A 24,050-nucleotide genomic window follows, 5' to 3' on the forward strand; every position below is an offset into this window, starting at 1 on the left:
CGTGATCCCACTGACCCTCGCCGAGGTGGCCCAGGCCACCGGGGGGAAGCTGCACGACGTTCCGGACCCGCAGGCCCTTGTCACCGGCCCGGTGGTCCACGACTCCCGTCAGGTCGTCCCCGGCGCTCTGTTCGCCGCCGTGGTCGGCGAACGGGTGGACGGCCATGACTTCGCCGGGCGCGCCGTCGCCGAGGGGGCGGTGGCGGTGCTGGCCTCCCGACCGGTCGGCGTCCCCGCCGTGGTGGTCGACGACGTCGTGGCGGGGCTGAGCCGGCTGGCGCACGCCGTCACCGCGCGCACCGCCGGGACCACCGTGGTGGGTCTGACCGGTTCCGCCGGGAAGACCAGCACCAAGGACCTGATCGCCCAACTGCTGGGCGGGCTCGGCCCCACGGTCTACACCGAGGGCTCGTTCAACAACGAGATCGGCTTCCCGCTGACCGCGCTGAAGGTCGCCGACTCCACCCGCTTCCTGGTCCTGGAGATGGGTGCCCGGCACAAGGGCGACATCGCCCACCTGACTGGCATCGTCCGCCCGTCGATCGGGCTGGTGCTGAACGTGGGCACCGCCCACATCGGCGAGTTCGGCAGCCGCGAGGGCATCGCCGAGGCCAAGGGGGAGATGGTCGAGGCGCTCCCGCCCGAGGGCTGCGCCGTGCTGAACGCGGACGATCCGCTGGTCCGGGCCATGGCCGCGCGCACACAGGCGCGGGTGCTGCTCTTCGGCGAGTCCGCCGAGGCGCAGATCCGGGGCGAGGACGTCCGCCTGGACGCATCGGGTCGACCGGGGTTCACCTTGGTCACCCCCTCCGGTTCCGCGCCCGTTCAGCTCCGCCTCTACGGTGAGCACCATGTCTCCAACGCCCTCGCCGCCGCGGCCGTGGCCACCGAGTGCGGTATGGACGTGAACCAGCTCGCCGTCGCACTGGGGGAGGCCGGCAGCCTGTCCCGCTGGCGGATGGAGCTGACGGACCGTCCGGACGGCGTCACGGTGATCAACGACGCCTACAACGCCAATCCCGACTCGATGCGGGCCGCCCTGCGCGCCCTCGCCGCGATCGGGGGCAGAGGGCCCGGTGCCCGCCGTACCTGGGCGGTTCTGGGGGAGATGCGGGAACTCGGTGAGGACTCCCTCGCCGAGCACGACGCGGTGGGCCGGCTGGCGGTTCGGCTGGACATCGCGACCCTGGTCGCTGTCGGCGGCCGGGAGGCGGCCTGCATGGAGCTGGGCGCGAGGAACGAAGGTTCATGGGGTGAGGAATCGGTGCTGGTGTCCGATGTGGATGCGGCGATCGCATTGCTGCGCGAGCAGGTCGCGCCGGGGGACGTGGTGCTCGTGAAGGCGTCGCGCTCGGTCGGCCTGGAGCGGGTCGCCGAGGCGCTGCTCGCCGACGGCGTCGTGTCGAATGGAGCGGGCGCGTGAATCCGACCCTGATGGATCACGCCACGACGGTGCAGCTGGCGAGCACCAGCAGCTCGCCGATGCGTCAGATCCTGTTCGCCGCGGTCTTCGCGCTGGTCCTCTCGCTGGTCGGCACCCCGGTCCTGATCCGCATCCTGGCCAAGCACGGCTACGGCCAGATGATCCGCGACGACGGCCCCAAGGCGCACCACAGCAAGCGCGGCACGCCGACCATGGGCGGTATCGCCTTCATCCTGGCGACCCTGGTCGCCTACGCGCTGACCAAGGTCCTGGTGGGCACCCCGCCCACGGCCTCCGGCCTGCTGGTGCTGTTCCTGATGACCGGGATGGGCCTGGTCGGCTTCCTGGACGACTACATCAAGATCGTCAAGCAGCGCTCGCTGGGCCTGCGGGCCAAGGCGAAGATGGCCGGGCAGCTGATCGTCGGCGTGCTCTTCGCCATCGGCGCGCTGAGCTTCTCCGACTCGGCCGGGATCCACCCCGCGTCGACCAAGCTCTCCTTCGTCACCGACTTCGGCTGGTCGCTGGGCCCGGTGCTGTTCGCGCTCTGGGCCATCTTCATGATCCTGGCGATGTCCAACGGGGTGAACCTGACGGACGGTCTGGACGGCCTGGCCACCGGCGCCTCGGTGATGGTCTTCGGCGCCTATGTCTTCATCGGCATCTGGGAGTACGGCCAGACCTGCGGCTCCGCGGCCAGCGCGGGACCGCTCTGCTACCAGGTCAGGGACCCGCTGGACCTGGCCGTGGTCGCCGCCGCGCTGATGGGCGCCTGCTTCGGCTTCCTGTGGTGGAACACCTCGCCGGCGAAGATCTTCATGGGCGACACCGGCTCGCTGGCCCTCGGCGGCGCGCTGGCCGGTCTGGCGATCTGCTCGCACACCGAGATGCTGCTGGCGATCCTGGGCGGCCTGTTCGTGCTGATCACCCTGTCGGTGATCATCCAGGTCGGCTCGTTCCGGATGACCGGCAAGCGGGTCTTCAAGATGGCTCCGCTGCAGCACCACTTCGAACTCAAGGGCTGGTCCGAGGTCCTGATCGTGGTCCGCTTCTGGATCATCCAGGGCCTGTGCGTCGCGGTCGGGCTCGGGCTCTTCTACGCGGGCTGGGTGACCGCCACATGACCGACGCCACCCCGGAGCGGACCCCCGAGTGGAAGGGCCTGCCGGTCACCGTGGCCGGCCTGGGCGTGTCGGGCGTCCCCGCGGCCCGGGTGCTGCACGGCCTTGGCGCCCGGGTCACCGTGGTGGACGGCGGGGACGGCCCCCGGCAGCGGGCGCAGGCCGACGAACTGCGCGCGCTCGGCGTCGAGGTGCTGCTCGGGGACGGGGAGACCCTGCCCGAGGGCACCCGACTGGTCGTCACCTCGCCGGGCTGGCCGCCGCACAGCCCGCTCTTCCTGGCCGCGGCCGGGGCCGGCGTGCCGGTCTGGGGCGATGTGGAGCTGGCCTGGCGGCTGCGCAGGCCGCATCCGGCCACCGGCGAGCCCGCGCCCTGGCTGGCGGTCACCGGCACCAACGGCAAGACCACCACGGTCCAGATGCTCGCCTCGATCCTGACCGCGGCGGGCCGGCGCACGGCCGCCGTGGGCAATGTCGGGGTGTCCGTCCTGGACGCGGTGCTGGCCGAGGAGCCCTACGACGTCCTGGCCGTGGAGCTCTCCAGCTACCAGCTGCACTGGTCCTCCTCGCTGCGTCCGCACTCGGCCGTGGTGCTCAATGTCGCCGCCGACCACCTCGACTGGCACGGCTCCATGGAGGCCTACGCGGCCGACAAGGGCCGGATCTACGAGGGCAACACCGTCGCCTGCGTCTACAACACCGCCGACCCCGCCACCGAGGCGCTGGTCCGCGAGGCCGACGTGGAGGAGGGCTGCCGCGCCATCGGCTTCACCCTCGGCCCGCCCGCCCTCTCCCAGCTCGGCGTGGTGGACGGACTCCTGGTCGACCGCGCCTTCGTGACCGACCGTCACAGAAATGCGGCCGAGCTGGCCTCCGTCGAGGACGTCCAGCCCGCCGCCCCGCACAACATCGCCAACGCCCTCGCCGCCGCCGCGCTGGCCCGGGCCTACGGCGTCGAGCCGCGCGCGGTCCGGGACGGCCTGCGGGCCTTCCGTCCGGACGCGCACCGGATCGCCGAGGTGGTGCAGAGCGGCGGGGTGACCTGGATCGACGACTCCAAGGCCACCAACCCCCATGCGGCGGCCGCCTCCCTGGCCGCCTACCCGTCCGTCGTGTGGATCGCCGGCGGCCTGGCCAAGGGCGCCGACATGGACTCCCTGGTGGCCGGCGCCGCCAAGGCGCTCCGCGGCGCGGTGCTGATGGGCGCCGACCGGGCGCTGATCCGGGAGGCGCTGGCGCGACACGCCCCCGAGGTCCCGGTGATCGAGCTCCCGGACGGCCAGACTGGTGCCCCGGCCATGGACGCGGTGGTACGCGCAGCCGCCGGGCTCGCCCGTCCCGGCGACACCGTGCTGCTCGCACCGGCCTGCGCCTCCATGGACATGTTCACCAACTACGGTGAGCGCGGCGACCTCTTCGCCGCGGCGGCCCGCGCCGTCGCGCTCGCGGAGGAGCCGTAGCGGTCCTCCGCGGCGATGCCCGTGCGCCGAGGGTCACCGGCCACGGGTTCACGTGGGGCCCGGGGGTCGCCCCCAGCCCCGGAATATCGGAGCATCGGAGCATCAGGGGAGAGGGGGCCGTCGTGGCCGGTACGAAGGCGCGACCCGCCGTCCGGCCCGCCAGGCCGGGAGCGACCTCGGTCGCGGTCTTCCGCTCCAAGAGCCGCTTCACCGGTCCCGGCACCGCCCTGGGACGCTTCCAGCGCGGCCTGGAACGGCCGCTGACGCCGTACTACCTGATCCTGGGGTCCTCGGCGCTGATCCTGGTGCTCGGTCTGGTGATGGTGTTCTCCGCCTCCCAGATCGAGGCCAGGACCCTGGGTCTCTCCTTCACCTTCTTCTTCACCAAGCAGCTCACCGCGGTCGCCCTGGGCAGCGTGCTGATGTACGTCGCCGCCCGGCTGCCGGTGCGGCTGCACCGGGCGCTGGCCTATCCGCTGCTGATCGCGGTGCTCGGGCTGCTGCTGCTGGTCGCGGTGCCGGGGGTGGGCAAGGCGGTCAACGGCAACCAGAACTGGATCAGCCTCGGCGGCTCGTTCCAGATCCAGCCCTCCGAGTTCGCCAAGCTCGCGCTGGTCCTGTGGGGCGCGGACCTGCTGGCCCGCAAGCAGCAGATGCGGATGCTGGACCAGTGGAAGCACCTGCTGATCCCGCTGGTGCCGATGGCGGTGCTGCTGCTGACCCTGGTGCTGGCCGGCGGCGACATGGGCACCGCGATGATCATCTGTGCGCTGCTGTTCGGCCTGCTCTGGATCTCCGGGGCGCCGATGCGGCTCTTCGGCGGGGCCGCCGCGATCGCCCTCGGCTTCAGCACCCTGCTGATCGCGCTGGTGCCGCACCGCCTCGGCCGGATCCAGTGCATCGGGGCCACCAGTGTCCCCGCGGACGGCTCCTGTTGGCAGGCCGTTCAGGGAGTGTACGCACTGGCGGGCGGCGGTCTGACCGGTCGCGGACTGGGCGCCAGCGTCGAGAAATGGGGCCAACTCCCGGAGCCCCACACGGACTTCATCTTCGCTGTGACCGGGGAGGAACTGGGTCTGCTGGGGACGCTGTCGGTACTCGCCCTCTTCGCGGCACTAGGGTATGCGGGTATCCGCGTGGCCGGTCGCACGAGGGACCCCTTCATCAGGTATGCAGCAGGAGGCGCCACCACCTGGATCATGGCCCAGGCCATGATCAACATAGGTGCGGTGCTGGGACTCCTCCCCATCGCGGGAGTCCCGCTCCCGATGTTCTCCTACGGGGGTTCGGCGTTGCTGCCGACCATGTTCGCGGTAGGGATGCTGCTCTGCTTCGCACGCAGCGAACCCGCCGCCAGGGCTGCTCTCGCCGCCCGGAGCAAGCGGACACGCAAGAACGCCCTGGGCAGACTCATCGGTCTGCCCCAACGGACCATCGCGCGGCTCGGGAAGGCCCGGCAGCGCAGGGAGCGGTGAATTTCGGTGCATGTCGTACTCGCCGGCGGGGGGACCGCCGGTCACATCGAGCCCGCGCTCGCCCTTGCGGACGCACTGCGCAGGAACGACCCCACGATCGGGATCACGGCGCTGGGCACGGAACGCGGCCTGGAGACCAGACTGGTCCCCGAGCGCGGCTACGAACTGGCACTGATCCCCGCCGTACCGCTGCCGCGCAAGCCGACCCCGGAACTGATCACCGTTCCTGGCCGGCTGCGCGGGACGGTCAAGGCCGTCCAGGACATCCTGGAGCGCACCAAGGCGGACGCGGTGGTCGGCTTCGGCGGCTATGTCGCCATGCCCGCCTATCTCGCGGCCAAGCGGGCCCGGGTCCCGATCGTGGTGCACGAGGCCAACGCCCGTCCCGGGCTGGCCAACAAGGTCGGCGCCCGCTACAGCGACTTCGTCGCCGTCAGCACCCCGGACAGCAAGCTGCGGGACTCCCGCTACATCGGCATCCCGCTGCGCCGGACCATCGCCACCCTGGACCGCAACGCGGCCCGCCCCGAGGCCCGCGCCTACTTCGGCCTGGACCAGCGGCTTCCCACGCTGCTGGTGTCCGGCGGCTCCCAGGGCGCGCGCCGCCTCAACGAGACCGTCCAGGCCATCGCGCCGCGGCTGCAGCAGTACGGGGTGCAGATCCTGCACGCCGTGGGTCCCAAGAACGAACTGCCCGCCATCGACGACGTTCCGGGCATGCCGCCCTACCGGGTGCTGCCCTATCTCGACCGGATGGACCTCGCCTACGCCGCGGCCGACATGATGCTCTGCCGGGCCGGGGCGATGACCGTCGCCGAGCTCTCGGCGGTCGGCCTGCCCGGCGCCTACGTCCCGCTGCCGATCGGCAACGGCGAGCAGCGGCTCAACGCCCAGCCGGTGGTCCGGGCCGGCGGCGGGCTGCTGGTGGACGACGCCGAGCTGACCCCGGAGTGGGTGATCGACAATCTGCTGCCGGTGCTGACGGACCCGCAGCGGCTGTGGGACATGAGCCGGGCGGCCTCCGAGTTCGGCCGCCGGGACGCCGACGAGCTGCTGGTGGGGATGGTCTACGAGGCCATCGCCGCGCACCGCCGTGCCTGACGCCCGCCCGGCCGCCGACGCCCTCTCGGCCGCTTCGGCCGTCTCGGGCGTCCCGGCCGCCTCGGTCGGGGAGCAGCCGGACGCCGCCGGGGCCGAGGAGGCCCCGGCGGCACCGCCGCGCGCCCCGCTGCGGCTGTCCCGGCGCGGCTTCGCCGTACTGGGGCTGCTGCTGGCGGCGGTGCTGGGGACGGTCTGCTGGCTGGTGTGGTTCTCGTCGGCGCTGGATGTCAGGACCGTCAGGGTCAGCGGCAACCGGGTGCTGACCACGGATCAGGTGCTCGCCGCGGCCTCGGTCCCGCTCGGCGGGCCGCTGGAGCGGCTGGACACCGGCGCGGTACGGGCCCGGGTGCTCAAGGCGCTGCCCAGGGCGGCCGACGCGCAGGTCGGCACCTCGCTGCCGCACACCGTGCAGATCCGGATCACCGAGCGGCAGGCGATCGCCGCGATCAGGGGTTCCGACGGCGTCTACACCCAGGTCGACGCGGCGGGGGTACGCTTCGCCACCAGTCGTCAGGTTCCGAACGGAGTACCGGTGGTCGAACTGTCGCTCTCCGCCGCGGGGCGGGGCGCGCTCGCGGTCTTCCCCGAACAGGCCCTGGTCGCCGCGGCGGTGGATGTCGCCAAAGCCCTTCCGGCAGCGGTTTCCAAGCAGACCAGGTCGGTCGTCGTGCATTCGTACGACGATCTGGAACTGCAACTCGCTGACGGTTCCAAGGTGCTGTGGGGAAGTTCTGAACAGGACCAGCGAAAAGCCGTCGTGCTCACCGCGCTGCTCCGGCAGAAGGGCACGTCGTACGACGTCAGCGCACCCGACGAGCCGGCCGTGCGGCATTGACTCCGAGAACCCGTCGGCGGTGCGGTGTTGACGGACTGCCAGTTCCTCCCCGAATCTGGGTGGCCACCCCGGGTGAAAGTCCGGCACATTGATCACATAGCATCACAAGAAAAAAGCGCAGGCTCGGCGTGTCCGTTGAACGGGCAGGCTCTGAGACCTAGTGTCCTGTGACAGTAGATGATGGAAGAGTGACAGAGCATTAACCCTAAACCTCAGGTTCAGGGTTCGGGTCAGGGCCTCGCGTTCAGAGTTCCCGCCCCTTCGGCACCGTACATCCGAGGCGAGAGGCCTTCGACGTGGCAGCACCCCAGAACTACCTCGCAGTCATCAAAGTCGTCGGCATCGGCGGCGGTGGCGTCAATGCCATCAACCGGATGATCGAGGTCGGGCTCAAGGGCGTCGAGTTCATCGCGATCAACACCGATGCGCAGGCCCTCCTGATGAGCGACGCGGACGTCAAGCTCGACGTCGGCCGTGAGCTCACCCGCGGCCTCGGAGCCGGAGCCAACCCCGACGTCGGCGCCAAGGCCGCCGAGGACCACCGCGAGGAGATCGAGGAGGTCCTCAAGGGGGCCGACATGGTCTTCGTCACCGCAGGCGAGGGCGGTGGCACCGGCACCGGCGGCGCGCCCGTCGTGGCCAACATCGCCCGCACCCTCGGCGCGCTGACCATCGGCGTGGTCACCCGCCCCTTCACCTTCGAGGGCCGGCGCCGCGCCAACCAGGCCGAGGACGGCATCGCACAGCTGCGCGAAGAGGTCGACACCCTCATCGTGATCCCCAACGACCGGCTGCTGTCCATCTCGGACCGTCAGGTCAGCGTCCTGGACGCGTTCCGCTCCGCCGACCAGGTGCTGCTCTCCGGCGTCCAGGGCATCACCGACCTGATCACCACCCCCGGTCTGATCAACCTGGACTTCGCCGATGTGAAGTCGGTCATGTCGGACGCCGGTTCGGCCCTGATGGGCATCGGCTCCGCCCGGGGCGAGGACCGCGCCAAGGCGGCGGCCGTGATGGCGATCTCCTCGCCGCTGCTGGAGGCATCCATCGACGGCGCGCGCGGCGTGCTGCTCTCCATCTCCGGCGGTTCCGACCTCGGCCTCTTCGAGATCAACGAGTCGGCGCAGCTGGTCAGCGAGGCCGCGCACCCCGAGGCCAACATCATCTTCGGCGCGGTCATCGACGACGCCCTCGGCGACGAGGTGCGGGTCACCGTGATCGCGGCCGGCTTCGACGGCGGCGCGCCGCCCACCATCGTCCGCGAGCCGGTGGTGCGTTCGACCAACTCGGCCACCCCGCCGCCGCAGCAGGACCGGGCCAGCGAGTACAACCGGGCCGGCTCCACCGCCGCCGGGCGCAGCGTCCACACCATCGGCAGCGTCCCGCGCGCCGAGGAGCCGCCGCGCCACGTCGAGCCGCAGGCCCCGCCGCTGCCGCCGCACGTTCCGCAGACGCGGCCGCCCTACGTGGACAGCCCGGCCGAGGAGCTGGACGTCCCGGACTTCTTGAAGTAACCGGAGCCGCACTAGGCTGATCATCATGATCGGCCAGCGACTAGCCCTTGACGACCGTGCTCACTTCGCCTTCACCGACCGGTGGGGCGGGGTGAGCACTTCGTCGTTCCAGGAGCTGAACCTCGGCGGCGCGGTCGGCGACGACTCCGCCGCGGTCCGCGAGAACCGGCGGCTCGCCGCCACCGGGCTCGGCCTCGACCCAGCCGATGTGGCCTGGATGAACCAGGTGCACGGCAAGGCCGTCGCCGAGGTGACCCGGCGCCAGCCCGACGGCACCGCCCCGACCGCGGACGCACTGGTCGGCGCCGGTCCCGGGCAGGCGCTCGCCGTGCTGACGGCGGACTGCGTCCCGGTGCTGCTCGCCGATCCGGTCGCCGGAGTCGTCGGCGCCGCCCACGCGGGCCGCCCCGGACTGGCCGCCGGAGTGGTCCCGGCAGCCGTTGCCGCCATGCTGGAGCTGGGCGCCGAGGCGGGCCGGATCACCGCCGCGATCGGGCCCTCGGTCTGCGGCCGGTGTTATGAAGTACCCGTGAGTCTTCGTGCCGAGGTCGCCGGGGTCGAGCCCGCGACCTGGTCCGAGACCAGCTGGGGGACCCCGGCGCTGGACCTCCCGGCCGGGGTCGCGGCCCAGCTCGCGGCGCTCGGCGTCACCGTCGCCGACCTCCCGCACATCTGCACGATGGAATCGCCGAACCACTTCTCCTACCGCCGCGAGCAGCGCACCGGCCGTCTCGCGGGCTATGTCTGGCTGAACGGAACCTCCTGATGACCGACCCGCAGTCGCGCCTGGCCGAGTGGCGTCTTGTTGAGCTCAGCGCCAACCTGGCCGCTGTGGAGCGGCGCGTGGCCGACGCCTGCGCCGCCGCCGGGCGATCCCGGGACGAGGTCACCCTGATCGTGGTGACCAAGACCTACCCCGCCTCCGACGTCCGGCTGCTCTCCTCGCTCGGGGTGCGGAACGTCGCCGAGAACCGCGACCAGGACGCCGGTCCGAAGGCGCTGGAATGCCGCGATCTGCCGCTTGTCTGGCATTTCGTCGGCCAATTGCAGACCAATAAGGTCCGTTCTGTTCTGAAGTACGCCGACATGGTGCATTCCGTCGACCGGATCAGACTGGTCGACGCCCTCTCCGCCGAAGTCCAGAAGTCGGAACGCCCCGAATTGGGATGCCTTATCCAGGTCGCCCTGGAAGGCGATCCCGAGCCGGGCGCGGCCCATCGCGGCGGCGCCCGCCCCGAACAGGTGCTCCAGCTCGCCGATGCGCTGGCCGACGCCCCAGGTCTGCGACTTGACGGCGTGATGGCTGTGGCGCCTTTGCGCGGCCGGTACGCCGGTGACCCCGCGGGTGCTTTCGTGCGCCTTGTGGAAATCGCATCTCTGGTGCACCGTCAGCATCCGGCTGCCACGATGGTCTCCGCAGGGATGAGCGGCGACTTGGAACAGGCGATCGCAGCAGGGGCGACACATGTGCGCGTCGGTACGGCGGTACTGGGTGTCCGGCCGCCCCTCGGGTAACGTCACCGGTTAGAAGATCAGATCGCAGAACAAATCAGGACAAGTAGGAATCTCCCCTGCATCGCGGGGTCAGACCGTGGATCGTAGAACCACCTCGCGCGAGCGGGGCGGCCGGTGACGGACCCGATCCACCACAGAGCGGAGGACAGGAGTATGGCCAGCGCACTGCGCAGGATGGCGGAATACCTCGGCCTCGTGGAGGACGAACGCTACGACGTTCAGGGTTACGACCCGGACGACGAGGACTACGGCCCCGAGCCCGAACCGATTCGCAACGCCGCCCGCACCGAGGAGGTACCCCGCCCCGCCCCCGCGCCGGTAGCGCAGCCGGCGGCCGCGGCGGTCGTCGCCCCGATGCGGTCGGAGCCAAGGATGGCGCCAGTGTCGTCCATCACACCTGAACGTCGTCACGTGGAGAAGAGTGCCCCGGTGATCATGCCCAAGGCCGCCTCCGAGCGGGAGCCCTACCGGATCACGACACTTCATCCCCGAACCTACAACGAGGCCCGTACCATCGGGGAACACTTCCGTGAGAGCACCCCGGTGATCATGAATCTCACGGAGATGGACGACACGGATGCCAAGCGCCTCGTAGACTTCGCGGCTGGACTGGTCTTCGGTCTCCACGGCAGCATCGAACGCGTGACTCAGAAGGTGTTCCTTCTGTCTCCTGCTAACGTCGATGTAACGGCGGAGGACAAGGCCAGGATCGCCGAGGGTGGGTTCTTCAACCAGAGCTGACCAGAGCAGGACGATACGTGCGGATCACGTGACGCCGGGTAGCGGGGCTTCCGCTCCCGGCGGGCAGGCAGCAGGACGAGTTCGAGGGGACGAGCGGTGAACGTTGTATGGCAGGTGCTGTACATCGTGCTGATGGTTTTCTTCGTCATCCTGTTGGCCCGGCTGGTGATGGACTGGGTGCAACAACTAGCCCGCGAATGGCGGCCCGGCCGCGGGATGATTGTTGTGCTGGAGTGCATCTACACCGTCACCGATCCACCACTCAAACTGCTGAGGCGGTTCATCCCGCCGCTGCGGTTCGGGGGCGTGGCGCTCGACCTGTCCTTCCTCGTACTGATCATCATTGTTTCGATCCTGATCTCCGTCGTGCAGGGGGCCATGTGAACCCCGCAGGCCGCCGATTGTCCGACGATCACGTTGAGGTGAAGAGATGCCATTGACCCCCGAGGACGTGCGGAACAAGCAGTTCACGACCGTCCGCCTCCGCGAAGGCTATGACGAGGACGAGGTCGATGCCTTCCTCGACGAGGTCGAAGGAGAGCTGACCCGACTGCTCCGCGAGAACGAGGACCTGCGCGCCAAACTGGCCGCCGCGACTCGCGCGGCCGCGCAGAACCAGCAGAACATGCGCAAGGAGCAGGACCAGCACCAGCGCCCCGGCCCCCCGGTGCCGGCCGCCATATCTGGTCCGCCCGTGCCGCAGCAGGGCATGCCGCCGCAGATGCAGCAGCCCGGCCAGATGCAGCAGCAGGGCCAGATGCAGGGCCAGATGCAGCAGCAGATGGGCCAGCCCGGCCCGCCGCAGCTGCCCAGCGGCGCCCCGCAGCTCCAGGGCCCGCCCCAGCTTCAGGGCGGCACCATGGGCGGCCAGCAGGGCTTCGGCCAGCAGATGCAGCAGCCCGGCCAGATGATGCAGCCGCAGGGCCAGATGCAGCAGCAGCAGATGGGTGGCCTGCAGCAGATGCAGCAGCCGCACTTCCCGCAGCAGCAGGGCCAGAACAACGACAGCGCGGCCCGCGTGCTGGCGCTCGCCCAGCAGACCGCGGACCAGGCCATCGCCGAGGCGCGGTCCGAGGCCAACAAGATCGTCGGTGAGGCCCGCAGCCGCGCCGAGGGTCTGGAGCGCGACGCCCGTGCCAAGGCCGACGCCCTGGAGCGGGACGCACAGGAGAAGCACCGCGTCGCGATGGGCTCCCTGGAGTCCGCCCGCGCCACGCTGGAGCGCAAGGTCGAGGACCTGCGTGCCTTCGAGCGCGAGTACCGCACCCGGCTGAAGTCCTACCTGGAGACCCAGCTCCGTCAGCTGGAGTCGCAGGCGGACGACTCGCTGGCGCCTCCGCGCCAGCCGGCCACCGCGTCGCTGCCGCCGTCCTCCATGTCCCAGCCGTCGATGTCGCAGCCGTCGATGAGCCCGGTCGGCGCGTCGCCGATGGGCGGGCAGACCTTCGGCGGTCAGCAGAGCTTCGGTGGTCAGCAGAGCTTCGGCGGCGGCCAGCAGCAGCCCAGCTTCGGCGGGAACAGCTTCAACCCGGGCGCCCAGCACCAGAGCGCCGGCGGCCAGCAGCAGATGGCTCCCGCGATGACGCAGCCGATGGCCGCGGTCCGCCCGCAGCCCCCGCTGCAGCAAGCCCCGCAGCCGATGCGCGGCTTCCTGATCGACCAGGACGACGAGGGCTGACAGGCCCTCACCGCCCGACCGCACAAGCCCGCTGCCCTCCGCCGGAACGTTCCGGCAGAGGGCAGCGGGCTTCTGCGCGTCAGGGGGCGGCTTCTTGTCACGCCCGAGCCGAGCGATCACACTGGTCTGCATCTGACGGGGGAGGCGCCGGTGGCCGGTCGGTCCGGTTCTTTGCAGGGCTTAGTGCTCCAGAAGGCGGTACTGGTCAGCCTGTTGCTGCTGGTCGCGGGAAGCTGGCTGTTCGTCGTCACGACGTCCGTCTCGCAGGGCCCCAAGCTCCAGCAGTGGGTGGCCCTGATCGGCGGGACGCTGGTGCAGACCGGCGCCATCGCGCTGATCATCGACTATGTGAACATGCGCAGCTACGCGACCGGCGAGGTCGTCGAGGCGATCCTCAGCAGCGAGGACTTCCTGCGGACGTTGAGCGGCGAGGAGCAGATCGCCCATGTCCGACGGGCGCTGCACGCCCGCTTCCGGGGCGACGACGGCGTCGACCGGGCGGTCGAGTGGCTGACGGTGACTCTGGCCGCGCCGGCCCGGATCCGCTACGCCGCCAAGCTCACCCTGCTGCAGGAGCAGATCACCGAGCTCTTCCCGGACGGCGAGGTGCTCGTCCCGGACAGCGTGCTGCGGGTGCGCGCCGAGTTCGCCTACACCACCAGCGGCAACCTTTCCCGTCGGCCGGAGCTGATCAACGGCGACGGTGTGATCCACACCCAGATCATCCCGATACCCAGGACCACCGAGCTGACCCGGCGCTTCCAGGCCGGGGAACTGCACAGCTCGGAGGCGCGCGAGGCCTGGGTGCGCCATGTGCTGCAGCCCAAGGTCTGGGTGAAGCTCGGCCAGGGGGACGAAGCCGAGATCCGCCCGTTCGTGCCGCGCACCCGGCTGAGCGAGGCGGCCAACGGGACGGTCTGGCTCGACTTCGACATCACCTGTGACGCGTATGTCCAGCCGGGGCAGCAGGTGAGCGTCGTCTACAGCCACCGGCAGCTCTGCCACCGCAGGGACAGCTACGTCTGGCGGGCCTCGGCGCGAACCTATGACTTCACCTTCAACGCCCGTGGCTTCCAGGAGTACCGGCTGCTCCCCATCGCGACCCCGGCGAGGGACTCGGACCTGACCGAGCTCGAGGTGCTGCGCGACGAGATCCGCTGCACCGGGCTGATCCTGCCCGAGTCGATGTTCGCCTTCGCCTGGAGCCCGCGAGTGGACTCGGAGTCCCCGACCCTCTAGGACACCCCCGACCCTCTAGGACACCCCCGACCCTCTAGGACACCCCCTGGCTCCAGACCTCGCTCGCATACAGCGAGGACCACTCCTCGCGCGGACGCGAGACCCGGGCGACGCCGTTCTCGACGACGACTTCCGGTGGGTTGCGGTTGGTGTTGTAGTGGGAGGCCATCACCATGCCGTAGGCGCCGGCGTCCATGAAGGCGACCAGGTCGCCGGGCACCAGGTCGGGGAGTTCCGCGTGCTCCGAGAAGGTGTCGGTCGACTCGCAGACCGGGCCGACGACCACGGTGGGTCCGGCCGAGGGCCCGTGGACCACCGGCAGGATGCGGTGCACGTCGGTGCGGTAGAGCGCCGGGCGGATCAGGTGGTGCATCCCGGTGTCCAGGACCAGCATCCGCTGCCCCGGCCGGTGCTTGCGGTAGAGGACCTTGGCGACGAGCACTCCGGCCGGTCCGGCGATGGAGCGACCGGGCTCCAGGTACACGTCCAGCTCACTTCGGCCGCCGAGGAGCGGGGTGAGCGCGGCGGCGAAGTCCTCGACCGTCGGCACGGCGGGGCCGCCGTAGTCGATGGGGAAGCCGCCGCCGATGTCGAACCTGCGGAACTCCTCCAGTCCCCGCTGCTGTGCGTACTCCAGGACGTCCAGCAGCACCTCGCAGCCCCTGACCACGCCGCTGGGCTCGGGCACCTGCGAGCCGACGTGCATATGGACGCCGACCGGCGTCAGCCGCGGGTAGCGCCCGGCGAGCCAGGCGTCGACCAGCGCCCGCGCTTCGGTGGCGGGCACGCCGAACTTGGCCTTGGCGCTGCCGGTCTGCATCGGCGCGAGAGTGTCCACGGTCACGCCGGGGTTGATCCGGATCCCGCAGCGGACCGTGCGGCCGAGCGCCGCGGCCACCCGGTTCAGGGCCTCGCACTCGTCGCTCGACTCGATGTTGACCAGGACGTCGTGCCGTACGGCGAGGGCGAGTTCCTCGTCGGTCTTGCCGACCCCGGCGAAAGTGGTCCGGGCGGGGTCGCCGCCGACGGCCAGCACCCGGCTGAGCTCGCCGCCGCTGACCACGTCGAATCCGGCCCCCATCCGGACCATCCGGGCCAGCACGGCCAGGTTGGAGTTGGCCTTCACCGAGTAGGAGACCTCGCCGCCGAGCGGGGCGAACGCGACGCGGGCGCGTTCCATCGCGGCGGCCATGACATCCAGCGAGTACACATAGGCGGGACTGCCCACCTCCGCCACGACGTCGTCGAGGGCCAGGCCGTCCAGCGAGAGCACTCCGTTCGTGTAGCGGACGTGGTCGGTGGAGGGGAGGTGGAACGTGGACGTGCCTTCCATGGTGGCCTTCGGCCTTCCTTGATCAGCTGGACCGCTCGATGTGAGGAACAACTGACAAGGATAGACACGTGGGTGCAGGCGTACTCGGTTGCGCCTGCACCCACGCCGACCGGTGTTGACGCCGGGTCAGGCCTTGCGGAGCCAGAAGGTCAGAGCCAGGGACTCGTCGGTGAACGGCGTCGCCTCGGGCCAGTCGGCTTCGCCGGAGGCGAAGTCGGTGGCGAGGACCTCGTCGGCGATCAGGCCGGCGTGGGCTGTCAGGGCTTCCACGGTCGCCTCGTCGGTCGCGGTCCAGCGAAGGACGATACGGTCCGCCACGTCCAGGCCGCTGTTCTTCCGGGCCTCCTGAACCTGACGGATGGCGTCCCGGGCGATGCCGGCCAGCCGCAGCTCCGGGGTGATGTGCAGGTCGAGGGCGACCGTCGCGCCCGCCTCGTTGGCGACGGCCCATCCCTCCCGCGGGGTCTCCGTGATGATGACCTCCTCGGGCGTCAGCTCGACCGTCTCGCCGCCGAGTTCCACCGAGGCGACCCCGTCTGCCCGCAGCGATGCGGAGAGCACGGCCGCGTCCGCCGCGGCGACCGCCTTGGCGACCTCCTGCACGCCCTTGCCGAACCGCTTGCCCAGGGCGCGGAAGTTGGCCTTGGCCGTGGTGTCCACCAGCGACCCGCCCACCGCCGACAGCGACTCCAGGCCCGCCACATTCAGCTCCTCGGCGACCTGCGCCACCAGCTCCGACGGGAGTTCCTCATACCCCTGCGCCGCGACCAGCGCGCGCGACAGCGGCTGACGGGTCTTCACCCCGGAGTCGGCGCGGGTGGCCCGCCCCAGCTCCACCAGCCGCCGCACCAGCGCCATGTGGCGCGACAGATCGGTGTCGATCAGCGACTCGTCCGCGACCGGGAAGTCCGCGAGGTGCACCGAGACGGGCGCGGCCGGGTCCACGGCGACGACCAGGTCCTGCCAGACCCGCTCGGTGATGAACGGCGTCAGCGGCGCCATCAGCCGGGTCACCGTCTCCAGCGCCTCGTGCAGGGTCGCCAGCGCGGCCGGCTCGCCCTGCCAGAAGCGTCGCCGTCCGCGCCGGACGTACCAGTTGGAGAGGTCGTCGACGAACGCGGACAGCAGCTTGCCGGCCCGCTGGGTGTCGAAGCCGTCCAGCGCCGCGTCCACCTCCTTGACCAGGGTGTTCAGCTCGGACAGCACCCACTTGTCCAGCAGCGGACGGTCCGCCGGAGCGGGGTCGGCCGCGGACGGCGCCCACCCGGCCGTGCGGGCGTAGAGGGCCTGGAAGGCGACCGTGTTCCAGTAGGTCAGCAGGGTCTTGCGGACCACCTCCTGGATGGTGGTGTGCCCGACCCGGCGCGCGGACCAGGGCGAGCCGCCGGCCGCCATGAACCAGCGCACCGCGTCAGCGCCGTGCTGGTCCATCAGCGAGATGGGCTCCAGGATGTTGCCGAGGTGCTTGGACATCTTGCGGCCGTCCTCGGCGAGGATGTGGCCCAGGCAGACCACGTTCTCGTACGAGGACTTGTCGAACACCAGCGTTCCGACCGCCATCAGCGTGTAGAACCAGCCACGGGTCTGGTCGATCGCCTCGGAGATGAACTGGGCCGGGTAGCGCTTCTCGAACAGCTCGGCGTTCTTCAGCGGGTAGCCGTACTGGGCGAAGGGCATGGAGCCCGAGTCGTACCAGGCGTCGATGACCTCGGGCACCCGGACCGCGTCCAGCGCGCAGCCGCTCTCGGTGCAGCGGAAGACGACCTCGTCGATGAAGGGGCGGTGCGGGTCCAGCTCGGACAGGTCCCGGCCGGTGAGGTCGCTGAGCTCGGCCAGCGAGCCCACGCAACTCAGGTGGCCCTCCTCACAGCGCCAGATCGGCAGCGGGGTGCCCCAGTAGCGGTTGCGGGAGAGCGCCCAGTCGATGTTGTTGTTCAGCCAGTCGCCGAAGCGGCCGTACTTGACCGTCTCCGGGTACCAGTTGGTCTTCTCGTTCTCCTCCAGCAGCCGCTGCTTGACCTCGGTGGTGCGGACGTACCAGGACGGCTGCGCGTAGTAGAGCAGCGCGGTGTGGCAGCGCCAGCAGTGCGGGTAGCTGTGCTCGTACGGGACATGACGGAACAGCAGGCCGCGCGCGTCCAGGTCGGCGACCAGGGCCTCGTCGGCCTTCTTGAAGAACTGCCCGCCGACCAGCGGCACGTCCGGCTCGAAGGTGCCGTCCGGCAGCACCGGGTTGACCATCGGCAGGCCGTAGGCGCGGCAGGTGGCGAGGTCGTCGGCGCCGAAGGCGGGCGCCTGGTGGACCAGGCCGGAGCCGTCCTCGGTGGTGACGTACTCGGCGTTGACGACGAAGTGCGCACCCTCGATGGGGACCAGCTCGAACGGCCGCCGGTAGCTCCAGCGCTCCATCTCGGCGCCGGTGAAGCGCTCGCCGGTGGCGGTCCAGCCCTCGCCGAGGGACTTCTCCAGCAGCGGCTCGGCGACGACTACCCTCTCGTTGCCGTCCGTCGCCACCACGTAGGCGACGGCGGGGTGCGCGGCGACGGCGACGTTGGAGACCAGGGTCCACGGGGTGGTCGTCCACACCAGCAGACTGGCCTCCCCGGCCAGCGGCCCGGAGGTGAGCGGGAAGCGGACGTAGACCGAGGGGTCGACGACGGTCTCGTAGCCCTGCGCCAGCTCGTGGTCGGACAGACCGGTGCCGCAGCGCGGGCACCACGGGGCGACCCGGAAGTCCTGGGTCAGCAGGCCCTTGTCGAAGATCTGCTTCAGGGACCACCACACCGACTGGATGTAGTCCGGGTCCATGGTGCGGTAGGCGTCGTCCAGGTCGACCCAGTAGCCCATCCGGTTGGTGAGGGTGGCGAAGGCGTCGGTGTGCCGGGTCACCGACTCGCGGCACTTGGCGTTGAACTCGGCGATGCCGTAGGCCTCGATGTCCGGCTTGCCGGAGAAGCCCAGCTCCTTCTCGACGGCGAGCTCGACCGGCAGGCCGTGGCAGTCCCAGCCGGCCTTGCGGGCGACATGGTGGCCCTTCATGGTCTTGTAGCGGGGGAAGACGTCCTTGAAGACCCGGGCCTCGATGTGGTGCGCGCCGGGCATGCCGTTGGCGGTGGGCGGGCCCTCGTAGAACACCCACTCCGGGCGGCCCTCGGACTGCTCCAGGCTGCGCTGGAAGATCTTGTTGTCCTGCCAGAAGGAGAGGATCCCGTGCTCGAGCACGGGCAGGTCCACCTGGGCGGGGACGGAGCGGTACTGGGGCTGGGGCATGGGTCCTCGGTTCATCAGGTGGTGCCTCCGGCGGGCGCGTCCGAGCTGTGCGGCTTCCGACGAAGGGACGAGGCCGAGTGCTGCGGGCCCCGCGGTACCACCCTTCTTGGCTGCGGCACGCGGACGCGCCGAGCCCCCTCATTAGGGATTGCTGCCGGTTCTACTCGGACCGCCACTGCGCTGCAGTGCGGTGCCTTTCCTCCGACGGCTCCGGGGTGATCTTCCCGTCGCGCACACCCCCGGGCTTCCACCAACCCCGGGTCGCTCTCGGCTGCGTTCGGCGGTACTCGTCCCCATCCACGCCTTGCAGCCCCGAGTCTATAGGGCCGGACAAGAAGATTTTCCGCGCCCGGCGCGACCCGCGCGCCGGTGACGCACCAGTAACGATGACAGAAGGCGATTATCAGGTCACGTTCTGGGCACACATCCGTCGAGCCGGACATGAGTCAGCAACCCGTGAGCTCCGTTGCGGTATGTCCCGTTGTGGATGGATTCAGTACGCATTATCGTTCCGGCACCATGCTTTGCCACGGCGTGGCGCCACCCAGCAGCTCGCAGACGACAGGTCGCAGACGCAAACGCACTCTCGCAAAGGGGTCATACGCATGGCGGACAAGGCAAGGAGCGGGGCTGCGGGGGTACGCCGCGCGGAGACGTCCGTGGCGGGTCCCGGAGATGTGGGGGAGGGAAACGTGGTCCGACGCAAGACCGAGGCCGTGACCAGGCCGGCCGCGACCCGGCCGGGCGGCAGCCGGGCCAGGACCGCCCCGGCCGGAAGCATGCCCGACACGGCGGCCGACACGCCGGTGGAGGCCCCGGCCGCGGCCGGCACCCTTCCGGTGCGGCCGGGCGAGGAGTCCTGGACCGAGGCCGAGGTCACCGAGCTGAGGCAGGAGCTGGTGAGCGAGGCCGCCGCGCTCGGCGCGGAGATCGCCGCCTCCGAGGAGGCCGTCAGCGGCCTGATGCGGGACTCCGGCGACGGCGCCGGCGACGACCAGGTCGACGCCGGGACCAAGAACATCTCCCGGGAGCACGAGCTGTCGCTGGCCGCCAACGCCCGCGACATGCTGGCCCAGACCGAGCGGGCCCTGGCGCGGCTCACCGGCACCGGCTTCGGACTCTGCGAGTCCTGCGGCGAGCCCATCGGCAAGGCCAGGGTCCAGGCCTTCCCCCGGGCCACCCTCTGCGTCCAGTGCAAGGCCAAGCAGGAGCGCCGGTAGCGGCCGTGACGGGTGGTGCGGACCAGTCCGCGCCACCCGGTGGGCGTACCGTACGCTCGACGTAAGACCACCCGTCTCGGTGTAGCGGAGAGCATCATCAGTACCCCAGGTTTCCAGAAGGCTCCGGCGGCTGACTCTGCCGTGCCGGTCGACCCTGCCGCCCCCGCCGACTCTGCCTCGTCCACTGATCCGCTCGCCTCCGAGCGGCCGCTCCGGCGCAGGCGCAGGATCGGTGTGCTGCTCTCGGTCGCCCTGCTCGCGTACCTGCTGGACCTCGGCAGCAAGCTGCTGGTCGTCGCCAGGCTGGAGTACCACGAGCCGATCAGGATCGCCGGTGACTGGGTGATGCTCCAGGCCATCCGCAACCCCGGCGCCGCCTTCGGCATGGGCGCGGCGATGACCATCGTCTTCACCGTCATCGCCACCACCGTGGTGGTGGTCATCTGCCGGCTCGCCCGCAAGCTCTACAGCCTGCCCTGGGCCATCGCCCTGGGCCTGCTGCTGGGCGGCGCCTTCGGCAATCTGACGGACCGTATCTTCCGCTCGCCGTCCACCTTCCGCGGCGCGGTCGTGGACTTCATCTCGGTCAAGCACTTCGCCGTCTTCAACCTCGCCGACTCGGCGATCGTCTGCGGCGGCATCCTGGTGGTGCTGCTCTCCTTCCTCGGCACCAACCCGGACGGGACCACGATGCGCGAGCACGAGGGCGAGGGCGGGGAGCGGGCCGCCTCCGAGGACGGCGACAGCAAGGCCTGATGGCGGGCCGGTCCCGGGCAGTCCGGCATACTCGTTCAGGTGACCACCGTTCCGCAGATCCGAAACCTGCCCGTACCCGACGGCCTTGAGGGCGAGCGTGTCGACGCCGCCATCGCCCGGATGTTCGGGTTCTCCCGCACCAAGGCCGCCGAGCTGGCCGCGGAGGGCAAGGTGACGCTGGACGGCTCCGTGGTGGGCAAGTCCGACCGGGTGATGGCCGGGGCCTGGATGGAGGTCGAGATCCCGGCGCCGCCCGCGCCGGTACAGATCGTCGCCGAGCGCATCGACAATATGAAGATCGTCTACGACGATGACGACCTGGTCGTCGTGGACAAGCCGGTCGGCGTCGCCGCCCACCCCAGCCCCGGCTGGACCGGCCCCACCGTCATCGGCGGCCTGGCCGGCGCCGGCTACCGGATCTCCACCTCCGGCGCCGCCGAGCGCCAGGGCGTGGTGCACCGTCTGGACGTCGGCACCTCCGGGCTGATGGTGGTCGCCAAGTCCGAGCGCGCCTACACCCTGCTCAAGGGGCAGTTCCGCGACCGGGTCGTGGAGAAGAAGTACAACGCCCTGGTCCAGGGACACCCCGACCCCATGTCCGGCACCGTGGACGCACCCATCGACCGGCACCCCAGCAGCGACTGGAAGTGGGCCGTCGTCGCCAACGGCAAGCCGTCGATCACGCACTACGACCTGATCGAGGCGTACCGGGCCGCCTCGCTGCTGGACATCAAGCTGGAGACCGGCCGCACCCACCAGATCCGGGTGCACATGTCCGCGCTCCGGCACCCCTGCGTCGGCGACATCACCTACGGCGCCGACCCCACCCTGGCCAAGCGGCTCAAGCTGACCCGGCAGTGGCTGCACGCCGTCCAGCTGGGCTTCGAGCACCCCGGCAGCGGGGAGTGGGTCGAGTTCCGCAGCGAGTACCCCGAAGACCTGGCCCGCGCCCTGGAGATCATCAGTGCCGAAAGCTGACACGCCTGACTCGGCTGCCACGCCTGCCATACCTGACTCGCCTGCCACACCTGACTCGGCCGACATCCGCGTCGCCGTCTCGTCGGCCGACCTGGAGACCGTCCACGCCATCAGGCGCGAGGTGTTCATCGTCGAGCAGAACGTCCCCGAGGACGAGGAGTGGGACGACCTCGACGCGACCTCGCTGCATCTGCTGGCCTTCGGCGCGGACGGCACCCCGCTCGGCACCGGCCGGCTGATCCACGGCGAACAGGCCCTGAAGATCACCGGCCGGGAGGGCGCCGTGCTGCTCGGCCGCCTCGCGGTCAGCGCCGCCGCCCGCGGCACCGGCCTCGGCGTGGCCCTGGTCCGCGCCATCGAGGAGCAGGGCCGCGCCCGCGGCGCCGTCGAGCTGGAGCTGCACGCGCAGACCCACGCGCTGGGCTTCTACGAGCGCCTCGGCTATGTCGCGGAAGGCCCCGAGTACCTGGACGGCGGTATCCCCCACCGCACGATGACCCGATCCCTGGCAGGCTGATCAAGAGCTGTTCGGAGACGGAGACGGAGACGGAGACGGAGACGGTGGCGGCGAGCGGGAGGGGTGGGCGGCGGGATGACCCAGCTGATGCTGCTCTTCATCGTGCTGCTCGCCTCGGTCATCACCACTCCGCTCGCGGATCGCATCGGCTTCCCGCAGCCGGTGATGATGACCCTGGTCGGCATCGTGATGGCGGTACTGCCGTTCGTCCCCAACATCACCCTTGAGCCGGACCTGATCCTGCCGCTGGTGCTCCCGCCGCTGATCTACGCCGCGGCCCAGCGCTCCACCACCCGCTACTTCCGGGCGAACTCCCGGGTCATCCTGCTGCTGGCGGTCGCCCTGGTGCTGGTCACCACCGCGGTGGTGGCCTGGGCGGCGCACTGGATCATGCCCGCGCTGCCGCTCGCCGCCGCCGTCGCCCTGGGCGCGATCATCTCCCCGCCCGACCCGATCGCGGCCGCCGCGGTGGCCGGCAGCGTCGGCCTGCCGCGCCGGCTCATGGGCATCCTGGAGACCGAGGGACTCTTCAACGACGTCACCGCGCTGGTGGTGTACGGGCTGGCCGTGGACGCCGTGGTCAGCGGCCACTTCTCGACCCTGAACGCGGTCGGGCTGCTGGTGCTCTCGGCCGTCCTCGCGGTGGTCATCGGCGTGGGCCTGGGCTGGCTCAGCGGCAAGATCATGAGCATGCTCGACGACCCCACCCTGCAGGTCGCGCTCAGCCTGCTGGTGCCCTTCGCGGCCTACTCGCTGGCCGAGCAGCTGCACGGCTCGGGCGTCCTGGCCGTCCTGGTCTGCTCGCTGTGGATCAACGACCGCACGGTGGGCGCCGACGACGTCGGCTACCGCCTGGTCGGCAGCGCCTTCTGGGACGTGGTGGAGCTGCTGATCTCCGGCATGGCCTTCGGCCTGATCGGCCTGGAGCTGGCCAGCGTCCTCAAGGAGGTCGGCCACCAGTGGACCGGCATGCTCGGGGACGCCGGGCTGGTCATCGTGGTGGTGGTCGGGGTCCGCCTGCTCTGGCTGCTCCCCGGCGCGTGGGTCCTCCAGCAGTGGGACCGGCGCCGCGGCGAGCAGGAGGAGGCCGCGCCGCTGAGCTGGCGCGAGTCCATGGTGCTGTGGTGGTCCGGGATGCGCGGAGTGGCCTCGGTCGCCCTCGCCCTGGCCATCCCGCTCACCGTGCACAGCGGCGGGTCGTTCCCGGGCCGGGACGAGATCGTCTTCATCGCCTTCTGTGTGGTCCTGTTCACCCTGCTGGTCCAGGGCATGACGCTGTCCTGGGTGGTCAAGCGCCTCCATCTGAGCCGCGACGAGGACGCCGAGGACGCCGCCGAACGCCAGCTCTGGTACCGCGTCTCCAAGGCCGGCCTGCGCCGCCTCAAGGAACTCGCCCAGGCCGAGGACCTCCCGGAGGAACTGGTCGACCGCCTGAAGCAGCGTCAGACCGACCGCCTGGCCCGCAACCGCCCGGACATGTACGACGAGGACCAGCGGCTGGAACTGAAGAAGCGCGTCCAGCAGGTCCGCCTCTTCCAGCAGGTGGAGCAGGAGATGCTCGCGGCGGGCCGGGTCGAGATGCAGGAGGCCCGGATGGAACCGGGGGCGGACCCGGAGCTGGTGGACCGGGTGATCCGGAGGCTGGACATCCGGAGTGCGCCGCAGCGGTAGGGGGTGGGGGCTGTGGTTCGGGGAGGCGGGGCATTTCCGCAGGTCGCGGCGGCTGTAGGTGGCTTACATGGCGGCACCGATGCCGAGTGGCACGCCCGTGGCTTGTTGCTGTTGCTCGCTACGCTCGCGGGCCAACTGCAGCGGGGGAGCCGGGTCGGGGCCGGGCGCCGTTCCCGGGCTGGGGGTCGCGGGTGGGGCGTGCG

20 protein-coding genes are annotated in these 24,050 nt (G+C 70.7%); 18 read left to right on the top strand and 2 right to left on the bottom strand.

Features of this window, described 5'->3' with window-relative positions:
• Position 1 precedes the first annotated feature (1 nt).
• The 13 genes from murF to ABH941_RS06115 all read left to right on the top strand — a co-directional run bounded on the left by murF (position 2) and on the right by ABH941_RS06115 (position 14,102).
• Entirely contained in the window at positions 2-1,423 is a 1,422-nt protein-coding gene (gene murF / locus ABH941_RS06055) for a UDP-N-acetylmuramoyl-tripeptide--D-alanyl-D-alanine ligase (protein ID WP_370127535.1), read from the top strand.
• Positions 1,424-1,482: 59 nt separating this feature from the next.
• A complete protein-coding gene (gene mraY / locus ABH941_RS06060; RefSeq protein ID WP_370127753.1) occupies positions 1,483-2,547 on the top strand; it encodes a phospho-N-acetylmuramoyl-pentapeptide-transferase in 1,065 nt (354 codons plus the stop codon).
• Positions 2,544-4,004 (top strand): UDP-N-acetylmuramoyl-L-alanine--D-glutamate ligase, encoded by a 1,461-nt coding sequence (gene murD / locus ABH941_RS06065; protein ID WP_370127536.1) that lies wholly within the window; start codon positions 2,544-2,546, stop codon positions 4,002-4,004. The genes mraY and murD overlap by 4 nt, the downstream gene beginning before the upstream one ends.
• A 122-nt stretch (positions 4,005-4,126) precedes the next feature.
• Positions 4,127-5,479 carry a putative lipid II flippase FtsW gene (ftsW, locus tag ABH941_RS06070; RefSeq protein WP_370127537.1) on the top strand — a complete coding sequence of 451 codons (1,353 nt, stop codon included), beginning with the start codon at positions 4,127-4,129 and terminating at the stop codon, positions 5,477-5,479.
• A gap of 6 nt (positions 5,480-5,485) precedes the next feature.
• Complete coding sequence (murG, locus tag ABH941_RS06075; RefSeq protein ID WP_370127538.1) at positions 5,486-6,580, top strand: undecaprenyldiphospho-muramoylpentapeptide beta-N-acetylglucosaminyltransferase; 1,095 nt, start codon at positions 5,486-5,488, stop codon at positions 6,578-6,580.
• Complete coding sequence (locus ABH941_RS06080) at positions 6,573-7,415, top strand: cell division protein FtsQ/DivIB (protein WP_370127539.1); 843 nt, start codon at positions 6,573-6,575, stop codon at positions 7,413-7,415. Before murG ends, ABH941_RS06080 begins: the two co-directional genes overlap by 8 nt.
• 296 nt (positions 7,416-7,711) lie before the next feature.
• Positions 7,712-8,929: a cell division protein FtsZ gene (ftsZ, locus tag ABH941_RS06085; protein WP_370127540.1), complete on the top strand. Its 1,218-nt coding sequence runs from the start codon at positions 7,712-7,714 to the stop codon at positions 8,927-8,929.
• A gap of 25 nt (positions 8,930-8,954) precedes the next feature.
• Positions 8,955-9,695 (top strand): peptidoglycan editing factor PgeF, encoded by a 741-nt coding sequence (pgeF, locus tag ABH941_RS06090; RefSeq protein ID WP_370127541.1) that lies wholly within the window; start codon positions 8,955-8,957, stop codon positions 9,693-9,695.
• Positions 9,695-10,444: a YggS family pyridoxal phosphate-dependent enzyme gene (locus tag ABH941_RS06095; RefSeq protein ID WP_370127542.1), complete on the top strand. Its 750-nt coding sequence runs from the start codon at positions 9,695-9,697 to the stop codon at positions 10,442-10,444. Before pgeF ends, ABH941_RS06095 begins: the two co-directional genes overlap by 1 nt.
• A 153-nt stretch (positions 10,445-10,597) precedes the next feature.
• Positions 10,598-11,185 carry a cell division protein SepF gene (locus ABH941_RS06100; RefSeq protein WP_134010378.1) on the top strand — a complete coding sequence of 196 codons (588 nt, stop codon included), beginning with the start codon at positions 10,598-10,600 and terminating at the stop codon, positions 11,183-11,185.
• Between the two features lie 96 nt (positions 11,186-11,281).
• A complete protein-coding gene (locus tag ABH941_RS06105; protein WP_134010380.1) occupies positions 11,282-11,569 on the top strand; it encodes a YggT family protein in 288 nt (95 codons plus the stop codon).
• A gap of 46 nt (positions 11,570-11,615) precedes the next feature.
• Positions 11,616-12,863 (top strand): DivIVA domain-containing protein, encoded by a 1,248-nt coding sequence (locus ABH941_RS06110; protein ID WP_370127543.1) that lies wholly within the window; start codon positions 11,616-11,618, stop codon positions 12,861-12,863.
• A 183-nt stretch (positions 12,864-13,046) separates the two neighbouring features.
• Positions 13,047-14,102, top strand: a complete 1,056-nt coding sequence (locus tag ABH941_RS06115; RefSeq protein ID WP_370127544.1) for a hypothetical protein — start codon at positions 13,047-13,049, stop codon at positions 14,100-14,102.
• A gap of 34 nt (positions 14,103-14,136) precedes the next feature.
• On the opposite strand, the gene lysA is transcribed toward ABH941_RS06115, so the two are convergent.
• The gene (gene lysA / locus ABH941_RS06120) at positions 14,137-15,435 is read right to left on the bottom strand and encodes a diaminopimelate decarboxylase (protein ID WP_370127545.1); all 1,299 of its coding nucleotides are present in this window, start codon (positions 15,433-15,435) and stop codon (positions 14,137-14,139) included.
• Positions 15,436-15,561: 126 nt separating this feature from the next.
• Positions 15,562-18,705, bottom strand: coding sequence for an isoleucine--tRNA ligase (gene ileS, locus ABH941_RS06125; RefSeq protein WP_370127546.1), 3,144 nt, complete (start codon positions 18,703-18,705; stop codon positions 15,562-15,564).
• A gap of 692 nt (positions 18,706-19,397) precedes the next feature.
• On the opposite strand from ileS, the gene ABH941_RS06130 reads away from it, so the two are divergent.
• The 5 genes from ABH941_RS06130 (at position 19,398) to ABH941_RS06150 (ending at position 23,847) form a co-directional block, all read left to right on the top strand.
• Positions 19,398-19,925 carry a TraR/DksA family transcriptional regulator gene (locus ABH941_RS06130; RefSeq protein ID WP_370127547.1) on the top strand — a complete coding sequence of 176 codons (528 nt, stop codon included), beginning with the start codon at positions 19,398-19,400 and terminating at the stop codon, positions 19,923-19,925.
• A gap of 141 nt (positions 19,926-20,066) precedes the next feature.
• Positions 20,067-20,681, top strand: coding sequence for a signal peptidase II (lspA, locus tag ABH941_RS06135; protein ID WP_370127548.1), 615 nt, complete (start codon positions 20,067-20,069; stop codon positions 20,679-20,681).
• A 39-nt stretch (positions 20,682-20,720) separates the two neighbouring features.
• Entirely contained in the window at positions 20,721-21,659 is a 939-nt protein-coding gene (locus ABH941_RS06140; RefSeq protein WP_134010388.1) for an RluA family pseudouridine synthase, read from the top strand.
• Positions 21,660-21,687: 28 nt separating this feature from the next.
• Complete coding sequence (locus ABH941_RS06145) at positions 21,688-22,176, top strand: GNAT family N-acetyltransferase (RefSeq protein WP_370127754.1); 489 nt, start codon at positions 21,688-21,690, stop codon at positions 22,174-22,176.
• Positions 22,177-22,251: 75 nt separating this feature from the next.
• Positions 22,252-23,847, top strand: coding sequence for a Na+/H+ antiporter (locus ABH941_RS06150; RefSeq protein WP_370127549.1), 1,596 nt, complete (start codon positions 22,252-22,254; stop codon positions 23,845-23,847).
• The last annotated feature ends 203 nt before the right edge of the window (positions 23,848-24,050 follow it).

Origin of the sequence: Streptacidiphilus sp. EB103A (genome assembly GCF_041261405.1) — a bacterium.
GTDB lineage: Bacteria > Actinomycetota > Actinomycetes > Streptomycetales > Streptomycetaceae > Streptacidiphilus.